At 62.8% G+C, this 18,044-nt stretch carries 15 protein-coding genes; 13 read left to right on the top strand and 2 right to left on the bottom strand.

Annotation, left to right across the window (positions count from 1 at the left end; genetic code table 11):
• Window positions 1–22: 22 nt before the first annotated feature.
• A complete protein-coding gene (ispA, locus tag KSS97_RS25765) occupies window positions 23–910 on the bottom strand; it encodes a (2E,6E)-farnesyl diphosphate synthase (RefSeq protein WP_198796674.1) in 888 nt (295 codons plus the stop codon).
• The gene (locus tag KSS97_RS25760) at window positions 907–1,149 is read right to left on the bottom strand and encodes an exodeoxyribonuclease VII small subunit (protein WP_003185917.1); all 243 of its coding nucleotides are present in this window, start codon (window positions 1,147–1,149) and stop codon (window positions 907–909) included. The genes ispA and KSS97_RS25760 overlap by 4 nt, the downstream gene beginning before the upstream one ends.
• Window positions 1,150–1,622: 473 nt before the next feature.
• Here KSS97_RS25760 and KSS97_RS25755 point away from each other — a divergent pair, with 473 nt between their 5' ends.
• From KSS97_RS25755 to KSS97_RS25695, 13 genes are all read left to right on the top strand, one after another.
• A complete protein-coding gene (locus tag KSS97_RS25755) occupies window positions 1,623–2,411 on the top strand; it encodes a YfaP family protein (protein ID WP_030140447.1) in 789 nt (262 codons plus the stop codon).
• A 32-nt stretch (window positions 2,412–2,443) separates the two neighbouring features.
• Window positions 2,444–4,153 carry a DUF2138 domain-containing protein gene (locus tag KSS97_RS25750; RefSeq protein WP_217860441.1) on the top strand — a complete coding sequence of 570 codons (1,710 nt, stop codon included), beginning with the start codon at window positions 2,444–2,446 and terminating at the stop codon, window positions 4,151–4,153.
• Window positions 4,138–4,797 (top strand): DUF1175 domain-containing protein, encoded by a 660-nt coding sequence (locus KSS97_RS25745; RefSeq protein ID WP_217860440.1) that lies wholly within the window; start codon window positions 4,138–4,140, stop codon window positions 4,795–4,797. Before KSS97_RS25750 ends, KSS97_RS25745 begins: the two co-directional genes overlap by 16 nt.
• Window positions 4,794–9,362: an alpha-2-macroglobulin family protein gene (locus KSS97_RS25740; protein WP_217862105.1), complete on the top strand. Its 4,569-nt coding sequence runs from the start codon at window positions 4,794–4,796 to the stop codon at window positions 9,360–9,362. The genes KSS97_RS25745 and KSS97_RS25740 overlap by 4 nt, the downstream gene beginning before the upstream one ends.
• A gap of 1 nt (window position 9,363) precedes the next feature.
• Window positions 9,364–10,983, top strand: a complete 1,620-nt coding sequence (locus KSS97_RS25735) for a DUF2300 domain-containing protein (protein WP_030140444.1) — start codon at window positions 9,364–9,366, stop codon at window positions 10,981–10,983.
• Window positions 10,984–10,986: 3 nt separating this feature from the next.
• Entirely contained in the window at window positions 10,987–11,817 is an 831-nt protein-coding gene (locus KSS97_RS25730) for a YfaP family protein (protein WP_198796679.1), read from the top strand.
• Between the two features lie 460 nt (window positions 11,818–12,277).
• Window positions 12,278–12,859 (top strand): YjfI family protein, encoded by a 582-nt coding sequence (locus tag KSS97_RS25725; protein ID WP_217860439.1) that lies wholly within the window; start codon window positions 12,278–12,280, stop codon window positions 12,857–12,859.
• A gap of 22 nt (window positions 12,860–12,881) precedes the next feature.
• Complete coding sequence (locus tag KSS97_RS25720) at window positions 12,882–13,580, top strand: PspA/IM30 family protein (RefSeq protein ID WP_039594249.1); 699 nt, start codon at window positions 12,882–12,884, stop codon at window positions 13,578–13,580.
• Window positions 13,581–13,900: 320 nt separating this feature from the next.
• The gene (locus KSS97_RS25715) at window positions 13,901–14,935 is read left to right on the top strand and encodes an ion channel (RefSeq protein WP_217860438.1); all 1,035 of its coding nucleotides are present in this window, start codon (window positions 13,901–13,903) and stop codon (window positions 14,933–14,935) included.
• The gene (locus KSS97_RS25710; RefSeq protein ID WP_217860437.1) at window positions 14,922–15,578 is read left to right on the top strand and encodes a DUF2491 family protein; all 657 of its coding nucleotides are present in this window, start codon (window positions 14,922–14,924) and stop codon (window positions 15,576–15,578) included. Before KSS97_RS25715 ends, KSS97_RS25710 begins: the two co-directional genes overlap by 14 nt.
• A gap of 15 nt (window positions 15,579–15,593) precedes the next feature.
• The gene (locus tag KSS97_RS25705) at window positions 15,594–16,022 is read left to right on the top strand and encodes a DUF350 domain-containing protein (protein WP_030140438.1); all 429 of its coding nucleotides are present in this window, start codon (window positions 15,594–15,596) and stop codon (window positions 16,020–16,022) included.
• Window positions 16,023–16,041: 19 nt separating this feature from the next.
• On the top strand, window positions 16,042–16,743 hold the full coding sequence (locus KSS97_RS25700) for a DUF1190 domain-containing protein (RefSeq protein WP_217860436.1): 702 nt from the start codon (window positions 16,042–16,044) through the stop codon (window positions 16,741–16,743).
• Between the two features lie 12 nt (window positions 16,744–16,755).
• A complete protein-coding gene (locus tag KSS97_RS25695) occupies window positions 16,756–17,913 on the top strand; it encodes a glutathionylspermidine synthase family protein (protein WP_030140436.1) in 1,158 nt (385 codons plus the stop codon).
• The last annotated feature ends 131 nt before the right edge of the window (window positions 17,914–18,044 follow it).

Genomic DNA, 18,044 nt, shown 5'->3' with positions numbered 1-18,044 from the left:
ACTTAAATGGGTTGACCGTGTATCAGCTGCGTCGTTCGACGATATAACGCGCCAGATCGCGCAACGGTTCGGCCGCCGCGTCAAAGGGTCGCAGCGCGGCCAGGGCCTGGTCGCGCAGTTCCAGGGCGTAGGCCTTGGCGGCATCGAGGCCGAGCAGGGCCGGGTAGGTTGGCTTGTCCCGCGCGATGTCGGCGCCTTGGCGCTTGCCCAGGGTCTGGGTATCGCTTTCGACGTCGAGGATGTCGTCCTGCACCTGGAACGCCAGGCCGATGGCTCGGGCGTAGGTCTGCAAGGCCTGCAGCTGTGCGGGCGTGGCCCGGCCGCTGGCCAGGGCGCCGAGCTTGACGCTGGCTTCGATCAGCGCGCCGGTCTTGTGCCGGTGCATGTATTCCAGTGCGTCCTGATCGAGCTTCAAGCCCACCGAACCGAGGTCGATGGCTTGGCCTCCGACCATTCCGGCAGGGCCTGCCGCCAATGCCAGGGCGCTGACCATGTCCAGGCGAACCTGCGCCGGGCAATCGCTCAGGGTCGGGTCCAGCAGCGCACTGAAGGCCAGGCTCTGCAGGCCATCACCGGCCAGGATCGCGCAGGCTTCGTCGAATTTTTTGTGAGTCGTTGGCTGGCCGCGACGCAGGTCGTCATCGTCCATGGCCGGCAGGTCGTCATGCACCAGGGAATAGGCGTGAATCAGCTCAACCGCGCAAGCCGCGCCGTTGGCCTGCTCGGCCGCGCCGCCAAGGGCTTCGCACGCGGCATAGGCCAGCAGCGGACGTACCCGCTTGCCGCCGTTCATCACGCTGTAGCGCATGGCTTCGTACAGCCGCGCCAGTTCCGGGCTCGGGGCGCTGAACAAGGTATCCAGTGCAGCATTGACCCGGGCCTGGCTGCTGGCCTGATACGCGCCGATCATTCAGGCTGTTCCGCGTCGAACGGTTCTTCGGTCAACTCGCCGTCGCGCTCGAGCAACAATTGCACCTTCTGCTCGGCCTGGGCCAATGCCGCCTGGCAGTCGCGAGTCAAGCCGATACCTTGCTCGAAAGCCGTCAGCGAGTCTTCCAGCGACAATTCGCCGTTCTCCAGCCGTTCGACCAGTGTTTGCAGGTCGGCCAGAGATTGTTCGAAATCCAGTGCAGCTTTTTTGCGGGCCATGGCGGCTATTCCGGTTGACTGTTAAACCGGCGCGACACTAGCAGACATGGGGTTTTCGGGCAAATCAGGGTGGGGTAACGCGGGCTGTGGTCCAGTGCTTTTGTGGCGAGGGAGCTTGCTCCCGCTCGAGCGCGCAGCGGTCGCAAACTGGATCAACCCGGCGGGTTTGGGGCTGCTGCGCAGCCCAGCGGGAGCAAGCTCCCTCGCCACGGGATTTCGTCAGAAGTGACGTCGGGTTCCGTATTCGGCTCATTTCGTGAGCCGAATAAATTCTCTATTCGGCTCACGCCACGTTCGATACGTGATTTCCCACACAGAATCGCGCGTTTCCCGATTGTGAAAAAACTGTCAAATGGCTACTCTTCGCGCCATCTTCGGCCCCTTGTAACGGGGCCTTCAGACGAAACCCGAATAATGACAAACAGCGCCCCGGGAAGGGTGTCGGGTTGCGTCGTGCATGGCAGGAGGCTTACGTGCGTTTTCTTTCTTTATTGATCGTGTTGCTCGGTGCGCCGCTGGCGTGGGCCGGGCCTTCGGCTGAAATGTCGGAGCCGGTCGGCGGCTGGCGCTACAGCGGCTTGCTCGATCGCACGGAAAACCCCCAGGTCGCCTATCCCACGCCGCCCATAGACCGCGGCATCCAGCGCAATCGCACGATGATCGAAGGCCGGATCAAGGACATGGGCACGGCGCGTCAGCCCCACAGCCTGTCGGTCAACGGCAACCCGCTGAATCTCTACACCGATGAAGAGGGGCGTTTCGCCCGGCCATACGCCTTTGGCGCTGGCTCCAACAGCGTCGAAGTGCGCAGCTCCGAAGGCCAGTCCCTCAAGCGCGTGCAATTCTACGAAGCCAATAACTTGCGCACCCCGGCGCAGATCCGCGTGGTGCTGGGCTGGGACGATCCAAACGCTGAACTCGACCTGCATATCGTCACACCCGACGGCCAACATGCCTTCTTTGGCCAGCCGGCCCTGAGCAACGGCGGCGGCCTCGACCCGGACGGGGTCGACGGTCCCGGTCCCGAAATGTTCACCATGACCGCGCCGATGCACGGCACCTACCTGGTCTACGTGAACTATTGGGGCAACTACGGCGACGGCGGCTACAACTTCGATGAAACGAGCAACCAGAACGAGGTGATTACCTCGCAGATCAACCTGGTGCTCAACGAAAACACCGTCGATGAAAAACGCGAGACCTTTGTCGTGCCCCTGCGCGCCATTGGCGATCTGTTGCTGGTAAAGACTTTCAACTACTAATCCGGTCCACGGATGAACAGGCCCTTGTGAATATGAGCGACAACACTGCTTCCCCGACCACGCCGACACCTGTCGCCAAACCTGGACGCCGCTGGCCGGTGATTCTGCTCGGGCTGTGCCTGGTGGCCGGCGCGGCCGGCGGGTTGGGCTGGTTCATGACCAAGCCCAAGGCGCCGCCCATGGAGCTGGCGTTGGAAAAACTCGGCGTGAGTCGTCCCGACGGCTTGATCGAGGCCCATTCCCTGAGCCAGTTACCCAAGGATCTCCTGGCGGTGCCGTTCCTCAAGGCCACCCTCACCGAGGACTTCGTCTTCTATTACGAAGCCCACGCCGACCGCCTCGGCCTGATCGGCAGCCTGCGCCGGATCATCTACGAGCATGACCTCAAGTTGCAGGACAGCCTGATCGAGCAGCTTTTCGACCAGCCGGCGGACGTGGCGTTGTGGCGCGGGGCGGACGGTCGTCTCAAGGATTTCCTGTTGGTGATGGATCGCGGCGGGTTGGCGAAGGTGCTGGAGCCGCTGGCGAAAGTCGCCCTGGATGACACCCAGTTGAGCAAACTGGGTGACTTGAAGGTGAGCGGCGATGAAGTCGCGCTCTACCAGCTCAGCTATAACGCGAGCAAATCCTTGGTCTTCGCCTCCCATGGCGACAAGTTGGTCGTGCTGTCCAACCCGACCAAACTCTACGACCCAGGCCATGGCCCTACCGACGAACGTGGCATGGTCTCGACCCAAGCCCTTGAGGCGCTATTGGCCGGCGAAAAACTGTTCCCCGAAGCGTTCGGCCTGACGGCCAAGGCGCCAGAGATCAAGCAGCGCATCTCCGTCAACGCCAGCGTGCTCGCCATGGGTTACCAGCGGTTCATCCCGAACTTCGCCGGCTTGCGTTTCGACATGGACGACAAGGGCTGGCACAGCTTCCTGGCCATGGATGAATTGGAAAACCAGCCGGACTTCGACTTCAAGCCGATCTGGCAAGCCATGCCCATGGGCGCCAGCGCCTGCGTGGCCTTGCCCCTGGCCGCCGAGCAACAGAAACCGTTGCTGGTCAAACTCGGCGCCGAGGAAAAAGCCGCCCAGGCCATGGTCGACCACGTGGCGGGCGCGGCAGGCCTGTGCTGGTACGCCGATTCCCGGCTGTACACGCCGCTGCTGGTGGCGAGCCTGAACGAAGACGACGGCAAGCTCGACGCCGACCTGGGCAACCTGTTCGGTTCGATGGTCGGCGCCTATGAAAACAACGTTGCCGAACATGCATTTCCGGTGGTGGAGAAGCAAGAAGGTTCGACGCACCAATGGCAACGCCAGGTCAGCTCCAACTTCGGCCCCTATTCGGCCAAGGAAGCGCAGCAGCCCGAGGCGATCACCGGCAAGGCGTTCATGCGCGTCAGCCTGGCGCGCCACGGTTCGACCTTGCTGTTCTCCCTCGATGACAAGTTGGTCGACAAGGCCCTCGGCACCCTCGACAAACGCTTCCCGCCCATGGCTGACGTGGTGCCCAAGGATCTGCTGATGCCGGTCTACTTCGGCCCGGATTCCATGGCGCAACTGATGCAGCGCGAAACCCTGGACAGCCTGCCCCAGGACATGGAACCGGTGTTCTACAACGCCGCGCAAACCTACCTGATCCCGAAACTGCGCACCCTTGGCGGCTACGGCAAATACGCCCTGACCTTGCCAGCCGGCAGCGAGCCGGACGGCCATTGGCAGTGGCTGCCGCTGGAATGGAAAGCGCTGTGACAGGACTGATCCGCAACCGCGCGTATGGGTTGCTGCTGGCGTTGCTGCTCGGTGGGCCTGCGCTTGCCGTCGAGGCGCCGGCGCTGGACGCGCAGCAGTCCCAGGTATTCCGTGCCTGGTTCGTGCGCATCGCCCAGGAACAACTGACCAAAGGCCCGAGCCCGCGCTGGTATCAGCAGGATTGCGCCGGGCTGGTGCGTTTCGCCGCCAACGAAGCGCTGAAGGTCCACGATGAAAAATGGTTGCGCAGCAATGGCCTGTCCAATCGCTACCTGCCGCCGGAGCTGCCGCTCAGCGATGCACAACGCAGCCTCGCCCAGCAATGGCAGCAGGGCGGCGGCAAGGTCGGGCCCTACGTCAACGCGATCAAGCTGATCCAGTTCAACAGCCGCCTGGTGGGCCGGGATGTCACCCAGGCCCGGCCTGGCGACCTGATGTTCTTCGACCAGGGCGACGACCAGCACCTGATGATCTGGATGGGCCGCTACATCGCCTATCACACCGGCACTACCACCCCAACCGACAACGGCATGCGCTCCGCAAGCCTGCAACAACTCATGAACTGGAAGGACACCCGATGGATACCCGACGCAGCCAACCCCAACTTCATCGGCGTCTATCGACTCAACTTTCTCACCCAATGACCGGTGCCCGCATGCTGCGCTTGTGTTCAAAACTGCCCCTGCTGTTCGCCCTGTTGCTGGCGCCCCTGGTGAATGCCGAAGACACCGTGGAGCCCAGCGGTTATACGCCGGTGTCCGGTGAAAGCTTTTTCCTGCTGGCCGACAGCAGCTTCGCCAGCGACGAGCAAGCCATGGTCCGCCTCGAAGCACCGGGCCGCGACTACCGCCGGTTCCGCATGGAGCCCTACGGCGGCGCTGATATCCGCGTCTATCGGATCGAAAAACCGCTGGAGTTCCTCAAGCGCCAGAAGAACCTGCACCGCGTGGTCAGCGACGGCCAGTTCAAGGGCGAGGGCCTGTCGAACACCTTGGCGTACCTGTGGGACAACTGGTACCGCAAATCCCGTCGGGTGATGCAACGGGCGTTCTCCTACGAGTCCCGCCAGCAGGTCACCGAAGAAGTGCCGGAATTGAAGATCGGCGACGCCCTGGTTGCGCCGACGCCGTACGACGCGCCAGCGCAATTCGCCTTGATCCCCGGTTTGCCAGTGGTCAGCCAGTTCCGCTATCCGCTGTGGCAGGCCAAGCCGATCCAGCCGCCGGCGGGCGTCAACCTGGCCGGTTCGTCCAGCGAGTTCGTCAGCGTCGCGCCGGGCAACGTCTATGTGCCGCTGGGCCAGTTGAAGCCGGGCCTGTACCTGGTGGAAGCACTGATCGGCAAATACCGCGCGACCACCATGGTCTTCGTCTCCAACACCGTGGCCGTGAGCAAGATCGCCGGTGACGAATTGCTGGTCTGGGCCGCACGCAAGCATGAAGGGCGCTCGGTGCCCAAGGTGAACGTGTTGTGGACTGACGGCCTGGGCGTGATGAGCAGCGGGGCCACCGATGAGGACGGCCTGCTGCGCCTCAAGCATGTCAGCCCGGAGCGTTCGTTCGTCATCGGCGAAGACGAGGAGGGCGGCGTATTCGTCTCCGAGAACTTCTATTACGACAGCGAGATCTACGACACCAAGCTCTACGCCTTCACCGACCGGCCGCTGTACCGGCCGGGGGATTGGGTGTCGCTGAAAATCGTCGGTCGCGAGTTCAAGAACGCCCGTGACTCGGTGCAGCCAGCGGCCGCCGACGTCAACGTCAGCGTGCTCGACGCTACCGGCACCGCGCTGCAAACCCTGGCCCTGAAGCTCGATTCCAAGGCCGGCACCCAAGGCCGTTTCCAACTGCCGGAAAACGCCGTGGCCGGTGGCTACGAGCTGCGCTTCAGCTACAAGGACCAGCTCTACAGCAGCGCCTTCCGCGTAGCCGAATACATCAAGCCGCACTTCGAGATCGCGCTGAACCTGGCCAAGCAGGACTACCGCACCGGCGAGCCGGTCAAGGGCAACCTGGTGCTGCTGTACCCGGACGGCAAGCCGGTGGCGAACGCCAAGGTCAGCCTGAGCCTGCGCGCCCAGCAACTGTCGATGGTCGATAACGAACTGCAATACCTGGGGCAATTCCCGGTGGAGCTGACCAGCAGCGAAGTCACCACCGATGCCAAGGGCAACGCCAACCTCGACCTGCCGGCCGCCGACAAGCCGAGCCGCTACACCCTCACCGTGTTCGCCAGTGATGGCGCGGCGTATCGGGTCAAGACCACCAAGGAAATCCTCATCGACCGCGGCGCGGCGAATTTCCGCCTGGGCGCGCCCCGCCGTTTCAGCGCAGCCGGCGAGAAAGTCGCGTTCAGCTACGCCAACGAAGGCGGCAGCGAACAAAGCAAGGCCGTGACACCGGGCAGCTATGGCTGGGTCCGTCTGGAAGACCAGACCACCGGCGAAGGCAAACTGGCCGCCAAGGACAAAGGCTTCAGCCTGACCTTCGACCGCCCCGGCACTTACAACCTCACGCTCAAGGACGACCATGGCCGGGTCATCGGCGCGACCAGCCATGCGGTGACCGGCGAAGGCATCAAGGCCGTGCCGGGCACGGTCGAAATCGTCCTCGACAAAACCGAATACAAGACCGGTGACGAAGCCCTGGCGCTGATCACCTTCCCCGAGCCGGTCAGCGATGCGTTGCTGTCGCTTGAGCGGGACAAGGTCGAGGCCACCGCGATGCTCTCCAAGGGCGCCGACTGGCTGAAAATGGAGAAACTCAGCGACACCCAGTACCGCGCACGCATTGCCGTGAAGGATAATTTCGCGCCGAACCTGACCTTCTCCGTGCTGTACACCAAGGGCGGCCAATACAGCTTCCAGAACGCCGGCATCAAGGTCGTTGCGCCGCAGATCGACGTCGCGATCACCACCGATAAAGCCACCTATCGCCCGGGCGACACGGTGACCGTCGACCTGGGGACCCAGTTCGCCGGCAAGGCGATTCCCGCGCACCTGACCGTCAGCGTTGTCGATGAAATGGTCTACGCGCTGCAACCGGAAGTCGCACCGACCATCGACCAGTTCTTCTACCATCCGCGCCGCAACAACGTGCGCACCAGCGCCAGCCTGTCCTTCATCAGCTACGACGTGGCGCTGCCAGGCAGCCCCGGCGCGCCGGGCAAGGCCAACCGCAGCGAGCGTGGGGTCAAGGTGCTGGAACGGCCGCGTCGCGAAGACGTCGACACCGCCGCCTGGCAACCGGAGCTGGTCACCGATGCCAACGGCAAGGCGCGCTTTACCTTCAAGATGCCGGACTCGTTGACCCGCTGGCGTATCACCGCCAAGGCGATCGCCGACGATGGCCAAGTCGGCCAGAAGAAACAGTTCATTGCCTCGGAGAAACCGCTGTACCTGAAATGGAGCGGCCCGACCCGCTTCCGCGTGGGCGACAAGCCGCAACTGGGCCTGTTCGCTTTCAGCCAGTCCGAGAAGCCGTTGAAAACCGAGTTGCTGATCCGCTACGCCGGCGCCGAGCAGCGTGTGGTGGCGGAGCTGAAAAACGGCATCAACTACGTGGCGTTGCCGGCGCTGGAACTGAGCAGCGGCGACTTGAACGTTCAATTGCAATTGAACGGTGAAACCCAGGACAGCCTGGCCATGCACCTCAATGCCAGCGGCAACGGTTGGCAAGTCACCCAGAGCCAACGCCTCGACGTGGCCAGCGGCGACACGCCACTGAACTTGCCGGCGGACGCCAGCGATATCCGCCTGCGCCTGGATGACAGCCCGCAAGCGCTGTTCCGTTCGGCCCTGGACGACCTGCTCAGCTATCCGTATGGCGGCGTCGAGCAGACCGCCAGCCGCCTGCTGCCGTTGAGCATCGCGTATCCGACCCTGGCGTCGAACCCGCAGATCCGCGACCGTTTGCGGTTGATCATGCAAAACAGCCGCCTGCGCCTGGTGCAGATGGCCGGGCCTTCGGCGAGTTTCACCTGGTGGGGCCAGGACGGCGAGCCGGACGCGTTCCTCACTGCCTACGCCTATTACGCCGACTGGAACGCCAGCAAGGCCCTGGACCTGAACCTGCCGCCGGAACACTGGCAGCGGGTGCTGGAGGTCTATGCCAAGCAGGCCGGCGATACGCCGCTGTTGCAGCGCGCATTGATCCTGTCGTTCGCCAAGCAGATGCAATTGCCGGTGAACACCTTGCTCAGCGGGTTGATGGATGACTTGGCCAAGGCCAGTGAAGACAGCACCGAGACCGTGCTGGACAGCGGCGAGGACAGCCTGGTCATGTACGCGCCGGATTCGGCCCTTGGCCTGGCCAGCGCCCGTGTCCTCACCGCGTCCCTCGCCAGGCAGGCGAAAGTGCCGTTGCCGGCAGCGTTCAGCCGTCAGGCCGACGCCGCGCAACAGCAACTGGAACTCAGCTCCCAGCCGTTCGTCGAGGCTTTGTTGTTGTCGGTGCAAGGCTTCGATCAAGCCCGCGCCAGCGCATTGCTGGAGCGCGTGCTGCCGCAGCAATCCACCCTGGAACGCGCACTGGCCCTGACCTGGCTGCAACGCAGCATCGAGCAGGCTGCGCCGGCCGTGGCCCTGGCGCCGGGCGAAGGCTGGAAAGCCAAGCAAGGCGCGACCGGCGAAACCTACTGGCAATGGCAGGGCGCGCAGCTTCCAACGCAACTGACCCTGACCGGCGCCCAGGAGCGTCCACTGCAAGCAGCATTGAGCTTCCAGAGCCAGCAAGCGCCGGTGGCGCCGATGGCCGTGTCGATCACCCGTCGCCTGTCGCGCCTGGTGCCAGGAGACGAGGCGTTCACCTTCAAGCTCGAAGCCGTGGGCAACAAGCCGTTGTCCAGTGACGCCCTCTATCTGGATGAAGTGATCATCAACAGCAAGGCCGCGACGCCGCTGCGCTACGGCATGCTCGAAGTGCCGCTGCCGCCGGGCGCCGATGTGGAACGCACCACCTGGGGCATCCAATTGATGGGCAAGGCCGACAGCGAGCCGACGTCCCTGGAAAAGGCCCGCTTCGAGCCGGGCCAGATGGCTTACGCCGTGCCGGTGGATGCCCTCAGTGGCGAGCTGCGCCTGCGGCACTTGGTGCGTTTCTCCCAGAAGGGTCAGTTCACCCTGCCGCCGGTGCGCTTCACTCAGGTCTACGCGCCACAGAACCAGGCCCGCGAACAGAAACCGGCGCTCGGTCAGGTGACGGTCGACTGACATGCGCAGGCGTTGGGGCTGGTGGTGGTTGTGCTTGATTCCTGTGCTGGCGACAGCGCAGGAGGAGCCGCTGCGCCTGGCCTTCGACGGTCAACTGTTGCGCGTAAGCCAGACCCAGGTGCTGGACCGCCAGCCGTTGCCCGATTCGTTACAGGCACCGCTGGGCAGCTTGTGGAAACTCTTCGTCTACGCCTGGCTGGTGGACACCGATGCCCGCGAGCCGGCCTATGAATGCCGAGGCGAATCGAAAGAAGAAGTCTATTGCTGCAACGCCGGGCAGAGCATTGGTCGCGACCAGGCACTGGTGAAGTCCTGCGGCTTGTATTTCGAACCGCAACGGCTCGGACTTTCGGCGCCTGGCTGGCGGGATTACTGGCAAGCGCGGCAGGCGCCGAAATGGTTGCAGGACCTGCCGGCCTTGCAGCCGCAAACCCAAGTGCCCGTGGCAGAGCTGCTCAAGGCGCTGGCGACGCTGCCGGCCCAGGATCAGGCTCGTCGGGTGTTGCTCGACGTAGTGCTTGGCGCGGCGGATGGTCGGTTGGTCGGTCAGTTGGGCGGTCGCCTGCGGGTCAAGACCTGGAGCTGGCTGGGCGATCAAGGGCCTTCGTCGCGCCAGGGCGGTTTCGCTGGTTGGCTGGTCGATGGCACGCCCGTCTGGGCCGGTGGACGCGGTACCAGCCAGCAAGTCTTGAAGAAATATGGCGATGGCTTGGCCACGGCACTGCCATCCCGTTGGCCGGCGGAAACCGGGCGTTGCGTGGAAGTGGGGTTGTTTGCCCGCTATCCCTTGCAACGAGTGATGTCCGGTGAACGTCCAGCCACGCCGGGACAACTGCGCGGCGACTACCGCGTCGAGTTCAGCAACGGCAACCAGCTGGATATCCACAGCGACGGCGAACTGTTCCTGCTGCCTGGCAAACTGGTCGCGCGGTTGGACCGGGAGGAATACGTCGCTCGGGTCCTGCAGCGCGAAGCCAAGGCCGAACCCGCCGAAGCGGCCAAGGCATTGGCCGTGGCGATCCGCACCTACCTGTTGCAAAACGCCCAGCGCAACGGCGATTGCCTGAGCATCGACGACAGCAGCCATCGCCAGCGCGTCGCGCCGCGTCCGGCGGCGCCTGAAACCCGAGCGATTGCCGCGTGGACCAGCGACCTGGTCCTGGCCGGCACCGATGTGACGTATCACTCCGATCAACCCGGCCCGGACAAGTTGTCCTGGGCCCAGGCCGTCGAGCAAGCGAACGGCGGCCAGCGCTACGACGCGATCCTGTTGCACGCCTATCCACGTGCCAGTCTCAGCCGTTGGGACAATCCGGTGGCGTCCTGCGAAGCGCTGCCCGCCGCCCAGGAGTGGCTGCTGAAACAGCGGCGAGGCTGGCGCCAGCGCTTGGAAAGCGAAGTCGGCTACAACGAAATCAGCGCCTTCGCGGTCTGCCGCGTCTCTTTCGGCCGGCCTTATGTCGACCGCGAACGCCAGCGCATCTATGTGCGCGGCGTGTTGTCGCTGCAAGACCGCCTCGACCTGACCCATGAATATCTGCACCTGGCCTTTGAGGCTCACCCCAATGGCCAGGACGAAAACTATATCGAAGGGCTCGCCCGTCACCTTTTGCTGGAATAGACCATGACACTCCGTTATCCACAGGTCTTGCTGTTGCTCTGCGCCCTGACCGCGTTGCCCCCGACCATGGCCGCCGACGCCATCAAGCTGGAAACCCCCATTGGCGGCTGGCGCAGCGGTGCGCCGGGCGGCGAGGGCGAAAGCTTCAGCCAGACCGTCAACTACCCGGCCTCGTCGGTCAACACGCCCCCAGGCCAGGCCAACACCGCCCGCATCACCGGCCAGATCAAAGGCACGCCGAAGAGCAATGAGCCGGGCCAACTCATCGTCAACGGCGTGAGCTTGCCATTGAAGCTCGACGAGGAAGGTCGCTTTGATCGGCCGTTCTCGTTCCCCAATGGCAGCAACAGCGTTGAGGTGCGTAGCGCCGATGGCCAGCAGCGCCACCGCACGCAATTCCTCAACACCAGCGGCGGCGCCACCCCGGCCAAGTTGCGGGTGTTGCTGACCTGGGACAGCGACGGCACCGACCTGGACCTGCACCTCGTCACGCCTGATGGCGCGCACATCTGGTACGGCGACCGCGCCGTCGCCAACGGCGCTGCCCTCGATGTCGACGTCACCACCGGCTACGGCCCGGAAATCTTCGCCATGCCCGCGCCGATCAAGGGCCAATACCTGGTGTATGTGAACTACTACGGCGGCGGGTACCGCGGTGATGAGGATGAAGAGGGCGATGGCGAACCAGTGGAGCAAGCGCAACAAGCCCTGACCACGGCAAAAGTCACTGTCATCACCGAAGAAGGCACACCGAGCGAGAAGATGGAGACCTTCGTGGTGCCGATGCGGGCGGTGGGCGAGCTGACGTTGGTCAAGAGCTTTAGCTATCCGTAAAGCCTGCGCGGAACCTGTGGGAGCGGGCTTGCTCGCGAAGACGGCGGCACATTCAATATCAATGCAAGCTGACACACCGATTTCGCGAGCAAGCCCGCTCCCACAGGGGATCTATGGCGAACGCCTGATCTGTGAACGCTCGGAAACCAATGTGGGAGCGAGCTTGCTCGCGATGGCGTCGGTCAATCCAACATCTCTGCAAGCTGGTGTACCGCTATCGCGAGCAAGCTCGCTCCCACAGGGTTCGTCGGTGTTTGTGATTCAGAAAAATCTCACGCGTGAGCTATTGTGAGGCTTGGAAAGTACCTGTAGTGTTTCTCACGCGTGAGTTTTTCACAGTGGGGTCAGTACCATGTCAACCAGCTCTCCATCAGACCCGGATGACGGGGCTGTGACCGATTCAGCGAGCCGCACGGGAGAGCGCGCCAAACCCTCCGCGAAAAAGCCATCGAGCTTCTACATGAAGCAGATGCGCGCGGGCCTGAGTGCCGCCGGGTATGTGAAACACGAGACTTGGGTGCTTCCTGAAAACCGAAGCCTGCTCAAGCAAATGGAGAAACAGCTACGCCAACCGATTCTGGCTGGCCCATTCATGTCGGAGGATTACATGAGCGCAGGTAACAACTGGAACATCGATCGCCTCTACAGCGCCCTTCAGGCTCTGGATGAAGTGGTCGCGAACGACATCACCCTCTCCCTCGTCCAAGGCGCCGAGTCCAGCATCAAGCTGGAAATGAATGACTTCGGTGGCTTGCCGATCTACATCGCCGTGGTCGGCGACCAGATCATCGTCGATACCGTGCTGGTGGATGTCGAGTCGATCAGCGACGTCGCGGCCTTCAACGACGCCGTGTTGCGCAGCCGGGAAATGTTCCCGCTGTCGTCCATCGGCATCGAGTCCATGCCCAACGGGCAGGTCGTCTACAACATGTTCGGCTCCCTGAGCGCAGGTTCCAGCCTGACCAACGTCGTCACCGAGGTCAAAACCCTCGTCGACAACGTCCAGCGCGCCAGCGAAGCCTTCGAACGCTTCTTCATTTAATTCGCCGAATAGGAACCCTCCCATGACCCAGTCCATCTGGAGCAAGTTGTTCACCGCACTGCGTGGCGGTGCCAACGAAGTCGGCGAATCGATCGTCGACCAACAGGCCCTGCGCATCCTCGACCAGGAAATCCGCGACGCCGACACCGCGCTGGCCAATGCCAAGCGCGAGCTGGTCACCATCATGGCCAAGCACAAGCTGGCGACCGATCGCGTCGCGGAATACAACGCCAAGATCAAGGACCTGGAAGCCAAGGCCCTGGCCGCGATCCAGGCCAACCGCGAAGACCTGGCGCTGGAAGTGGCCGAAGCCATTTCGACCCTGACCAACGAACTGGACGCCGAGCAAAAGCACGCGACCGAGTTCGGTGGCTACGCGGACAACATGCGCAAGGACATCACCAAGGCCGAAAGCCGCATCAAGAGCCTGCGCCAGCAAGTGGACATGGCCAAGGCCCGGGAAAGCGTGCAGAAGGCCCAGGTCAGCGCCTCGATCGCCAGCGGCGGCGCCAATGGCAAGCTGGAAACCGCCGTCGGAACCCTCAACCGCCTGCAGGCCAAGCAACAACAACGTGCCGCTGAACTGCAAGCCCAGGACGAGCTGGCCGAGGCTTCGACCGGCTCCGACCTGGAGCGCAAGCTGCGCGATGCCGGCATCACACCGAACGAAGGCAGCGCCAATGCGATCCTGGAACGCCTGAAGAAAAAATCGGCTGAGTAAAATCGAGGCAGGCCGAACACAAAACCTGTGGCGAGGGGATTTATCCCCGCTGGGCTGCGAAGCAGCCCTAAAACCTGACACCTCGGTGTGTCAGTCAGGTAGCGTTCGCTACTTGGGGGCCGCTTCGCGGCCCAGCGGGGATAAATCCCCTCGCCACAAGGGCTGGGCCTGGCCTGCCTGCTCAGCGGATTTATTGTCGCCAAGGTACTTCTATCCAAGCCCCGCAACAGGTTTAATGCTGTCCGGCCACTACGCTCGGGCACTCGGATGCCAGAGCGATTAGCCCGCCAGGAACCAAGCCCCACGGAGTCAGGGACGAAATGTCGATTTTCCTTCTGTTGCGCACCTACGCGTCGTCCTTCTTCCATCGCTTCGGTTGGGCGGGGCTGGCCATTGCGTTGGGTGTGCACTTGTCCATCGCCTGGATCGGCCTGGTGCTGCTGGGCGAGCAGCACCTCATCACCGCCGCCACGTTTATCTACTTCTATCTCACCACCACGCTCACCGTCGGTTATGGCGATCTGTTGCCGCAGACATCTGCCGGGCGAATTTTCGTGGCGACCTGGATCATGCTCGGGGGCATTGCCCTGTTGACGACGGTCATCGGCAAAACCACCAGCAGCGTCATCGATGTATGGAGAAAAGGCATGAAGGGCAAAGGCGATTTCACCGGTAAGAGCGGTCACACGGTTCTGATCGGTTGGGAAGGTGCTTCCAGCGAGCGGGTCATTGAACTGCTGCTGCAGGACGAAACGTCCAATGACAACCTGATCGTCATCTGCGATTGCGATCTCGAAGAAAACCCCATGCCCGGCAAGGCCACGTACATCAAGGGCGATAGCCTGTCTTCCGTCGCGTTGTTGCAACGTGCCGGCGTGCCGGGCGCCGAACGCGTGTTGGTGCGCACCCATTCCGACGACCTGACCCTGGCCACCGTGCTGGCGGTCAATCGTCTGGGACCGGTCGGGCATGTCGTCGCTCATTTCAATGACAGCGAGATTGCCGCCCTCGCCAGCGCCTACGCGCCGAGCCTGGAATGCACCTCGAGCATGGCGATCGAAATGCTGGTGCGTGCTTCCCAGGACCCGGGCTCGTCAGTGGTCATCAATGAATTGCTCTGTGTCGGCGAAGGCGCCACCCAGTACCTGATGAAACTGCCCGAGGCGTTCGAAGCGAGCTTCGGCGACCTCTACACCCGCATGAAAGAGCAGCACAACGCTACGCTGATCGGTTACCGCGCAAAAGGCGCCCGACATCCATCGATCAACCCGCCTGGCGTCACCCGCGTCATGGGCGGCGAACTTTTCTACATCGCTTCCACGCGTCTCAAGGACATTTCCCATGGGGTGGTTTAAACAGTTGATGGGGCTCGAGGCCCCGAACGCGAACACGACAGCCAGCACACCTGTCGTTGGGCCGCTGGGCCTGGCCTCTGGCAAGCAAGTCATGTTCGATGCCACGCTCAAGTTGTTGCTCGACGGCAACAGCGCCGTGGTGATCCCGGCCAACCAACAGATCTGGAGCCTGGGCATCGTCGACCTCGGGCAGTCGAACTGGCTGTCGCGCGCCTACATGAACGACGAGGACTACTGGTTGCAGGTGCACACCAGCGGTGACGTCGCCGGGCAGGTCGAGTCGGTGATCCTGTTCAACTACCTCAGCTACGTCACGATCAACAGTGAGGCCGAGTTGCGTCGCCTCGCCGGCCCCGAAAGCCTGATCGGCCTGCCGACCTACACCCACGACGGCGTCGAATACACCCGCGAATGGGGCACCGAGGCGGGACAGACGGAGCTGGTGGTGTTGAGCGAGCGCGTGAGCAATCCGGACGAGTCCTACGCCGTCGAGCACCGTTCGATGCTGTACGCCCGCGACACGGGCCTGACGGATCGCCGGGAGTTCCTGCTGTTCTCCGTCGAAGAGGACGCCGAAGGCACTGTCAGCCTGAGCACTTCGCTGGGTATTTCGCTGTACACCACTGACCTGAACACTTTTTGAATAAGGAAGAAGTCCATGCTTGAAGCGCTCTCCATTTCCCTGAACAAAGCCGCCGTGCTCGGCTTTGTCATGTACATCCTCGGCGCCGCCGTGCTGTTTGCGCTGTTCCAGTTCATCTACACCCGCGTCACACCGCACAAGGAATTCGAACTGATCCGTTCGGGCAACGTGGCCGCGGCCATCGCCCTGGGCGGTGCCGTCATCGGTTTCGCCATTCCGGCCAGCAACGTGATTGCCTACTCGATCAACATGCTGGACTTCGTCGTCTGGGCGGTGATCGCCGCGGTCGTCCAGTTGCTGGCGTTCCTGGTGACCAGCCTGGTACTCAAGGGCGCTTCCGCGCGCATCAAGAACGGTGAAATCGCCGCCGGTATCTACATTGCCGCCGTGGCCATCAGCGTCGGCATGTTGAACGCCGCGTGCATGACGCCTTCCACGAACTGATCGCGCCACGGAGATCCCGATGAAACGAAGCAAGTACGTCCAGCTTTCGCTGGCTGCATCGGTCGCCCTGGCGATATCCGGCTGCGGGCCAACGGAAAAAACCTACAAGTTGCAGAAGAAGTACAACTTCCAGTCCGTCCAGCAATGTGTCGATGAAAAGCTGCCGGTGGACATCTGCGCCGACGCCTACATGACCGCCATGGCCGAGCACCGTCGCATCGCGCCGACCTACGATAGCCAGGCTGATTGCGATGCCGACTTTGTCCCCGATTGGTGCCAGCAGGACTCGGCCGGCAAGTTCATCCCCAAGCTCGGTGGTTTCGAGCTGAGTGCCGATGGCGAAGTCACGCAGTCCCAGGTCGACGCCGCCCGGGCCCAATTGCCGGCGTCGGAAGCGAACGTCGGTGGTTCAGGCTTCGGCAACCTGCTGACCGGCCTGCTGATCGGTAACATGTTGAGCAGCAACCGCAACAGCTATTACTCCGAACCGGTCTACCGCTACCGCGATGACCGTGGCGACTTCGGGTCTTCGACGCTCAGCCAGCGGGTGTCGAGAGGTTCGACCTTCAACAAGTCCAACCAGGCGCGGTACGGCAGCTACACCGACTCCATCAAGAGCAGCAAGGCGATGTCCGTCTCGTCCTCCACGTCCCGTGGTGGTTTCGGCAGCAGTTCCAGCGCCCGCAGCGGTTGGGGCGGTTCCAGCAGCTCCGGCGGTTGAGGAACCAGCGCCATGAAGAAGATCCAGTGCGCAGAACGTCCTGACTGGAAACAGACCGCCGAGCAGCTCGGCTTTCTGTTCCACACCATCGACGACGAACCCTATTGGGACGAAAGCGCGTACTACCAGTTCACCCTCAAGCAGATCGAGGATGACCTGGAAGACCCGACCACCGAGCTCCATGAAATGTGCATGGACCTCGTGGCCCGGGTGGTCCGGAGCGAAGAATTGCTGGAGCGCCTGAGCATTCCCGCACCGTTCTTCGACCTGGTGCGCACCTCATGGCTTGAAGGCCACCCGCACCTGTATGGGCGCATGGATTTCTCCTACAACGGCACGGGCCCGGCCAAGCTGCTGGAGCTCAACTACGACACGCCGACCAGCCTCTACGAGGCGGCGGCGTTCCAGTGGGGCTGGCTGGAACAGTGCATCGAGCGCGGCATGCTGCCGGCTCATGCCGACCAGTTCAACAGCATCGACACCAAGCTGCACCAGGCCTTTGCCCAGTTGCAGCTCACCGAGCCGTTCTATTTCGCCTCGATGAAAGGCTCGGTGGAAGACAAGGGCACCACAGACTACTTGCGCCTGATCGCGGAAAAAGTCGGCATCGAATCGCGGCACATCGACATCGAAGACATCGGCCTCAACAGCGACGGGCGTTTCGTCGATCTGGAAGAGCGCTGGATTCCGCACCTGTTCAAGCTGCACGCCTGGGAGTTCATCTTCCACGAACCGTTTGGTGCTGCGATTGCCCAATGCGACACGCAGTTTTTCGAACCGGCCTGGAAGTCGATCATCTCCAACAAAGGCATCCTGCCGCTGCTGTGGGAATTCAACAAAGGCCACCCGAACCTGCTCGCGGCTCACCTCGACACCGACACCAGCAAAGCGGTGCCCAAGGGTTGGGTGCGCAAGCCGTTCTTTTCCCGGGAAGGCGCCAACATCGAGTTGCAGACCGCTGACGGCTTGATCGTCAAGGAAGACGGGCCCTACACCGACGCGCCGTTCATCCTCCAGGAATTCGCGCCACTGCCACGCTTCGGCGACAGCTACACGCTGATCGGTTCCTGGGTCATCGGCGACCAGGCGGCCGGCATTGGCGTGCGGGAAGACAACAGCCTGATCACCAAGGATTCGAGCCGGTTCCTGCCGCATCTGATCCTCGATTGATCCCCTGACACCGAACCCCTTGTGGGAGCGAGCTTGCTCGCGATAGCGGTGGACCAGTCGATATCCATGTGACTAACCGGCCGCCATCGCGAGCAAGCTCGCTCCCACAGGGTATCTTTTCCCGGGCATAG

Origin of the sequence: Pseudomonas alvandae (genome assembly GCF_019141525.1) — a bacterium.
GTDB classification, from domain to species: domain Bacteria; phylum Pseudomonadota; class Gammaproteobacteria; order Pseudomonadales; family Pseudomonadaceae; genus Aquipseudomonas; species Aquipseudomonas alvandae.
Note: the sequence above shows the minus strand (reverse complement) of the source record. Positions and strands in the feature narration are given on the sequence as shown.

Excerpts from the sequence above, each read along its gene's own strand:
- KSS97_RS25740 (WP_217862105.1), top strand. The coding sequence starts at position 4,794 with ATGACCGGTGCCCGCATGCTGCGCTTGTGTTCAAAACTGCCCCTGCTG.
- KSS97_RS25720 (WP_039594249.1), top strand. The coding sequence starts at position 12,882 with ATGACCCAGTCCATCTGGAGCAAGTTGTTCACCGCACTGCGTGGCGGT.
- KSS97_RS25760 (WP_003185917.1), bottom strand. The coding sequence starts at position 1,149 with ATGGCCCGCAAAAAAGCTGCACTGGATTTCGAACAATCTCTGGCCGAC.
- KSS97_RS25710 (WP_217860437.1), top strand. The coding sequence starts at position 14,922 with ATGGGGTGGTTTAAACAGTTGATGGGGCTCGAGGCCCCGAACGCGAAC.
- KSS97_RS25730 (WP_198796679.1), top strand. The coding sequence starts at position 10,987 with ATGACACTCCGTTATCCACAGGTCTTGCTGTTGCTCTGCGCCCTGACC.
- ispA (WP_198796674.1), bottom strand. The coding sequence starts at position 910 with ATGATCGGCGCGTATCAGGCCAGCAGCCAGGCCCGGGTCAATGCTGCA.
- KSS97_RS25725 (WP_217860439.1), top strand. The coding sequence starts at position 12,278 with ATGAAGCAGATGCGCGCGGGCCTGAGTGCCGCCGGGTATGTGAAACAC.
- KSS97_RS25750 (WP_217860441.1), top strand. The coding sequence starts at position 2,444 with ATGAGCGACAACACTGCTTCCCCGACCACGCCGACACCTGTCGCCAAA.
- KSS97_RS25700 (WP_217860436.1), top strand. The coding sequence starts at position 16,042 with ATGAAACGAAGCAAGTACGTCCAGCTTTCGCTGGCTGCATCGGTCGCC.
- KSS97_RS25715 (WP_217860438.1), top strand. The coding sequence starts at position 13,901 with ATGTCGATTTTCCTTCTGTTGCGCACCTACGCGTCGTCCTTCTTCCAT.
- KSS97_RS25705 (WP_030140438.1), top strand. The coding sequence starts at position 15,594 with ATGCTTGAAGCGCTCTCCATTTCCCTGAACAAAGCCGCCGTGCTCGGC.
- KSS97_RS25745 (WP_217860440.1), top strand. The coding sequence starts at position 4,138 with ATGGAAAGCGCTGTGACAGGACTGATCCGCAACCGCGCGTATGGGTTG.
- KSS97_RS25695 (WP_030140436.1), top strand. The coding sequence starts at position 16,756 with ATGAAGAAGATCCAGTGCGCAGAACGTCCTGACTGGAAACAGACCGCC.
- KSS97_RS25735 (WP_030140444.1), top strand. The coding sequence starts at position 9,364 with ATGCGCAGGCGTTGGGGCTGGTGGTGGTTGTGCTTGATTCCTGTGCTG.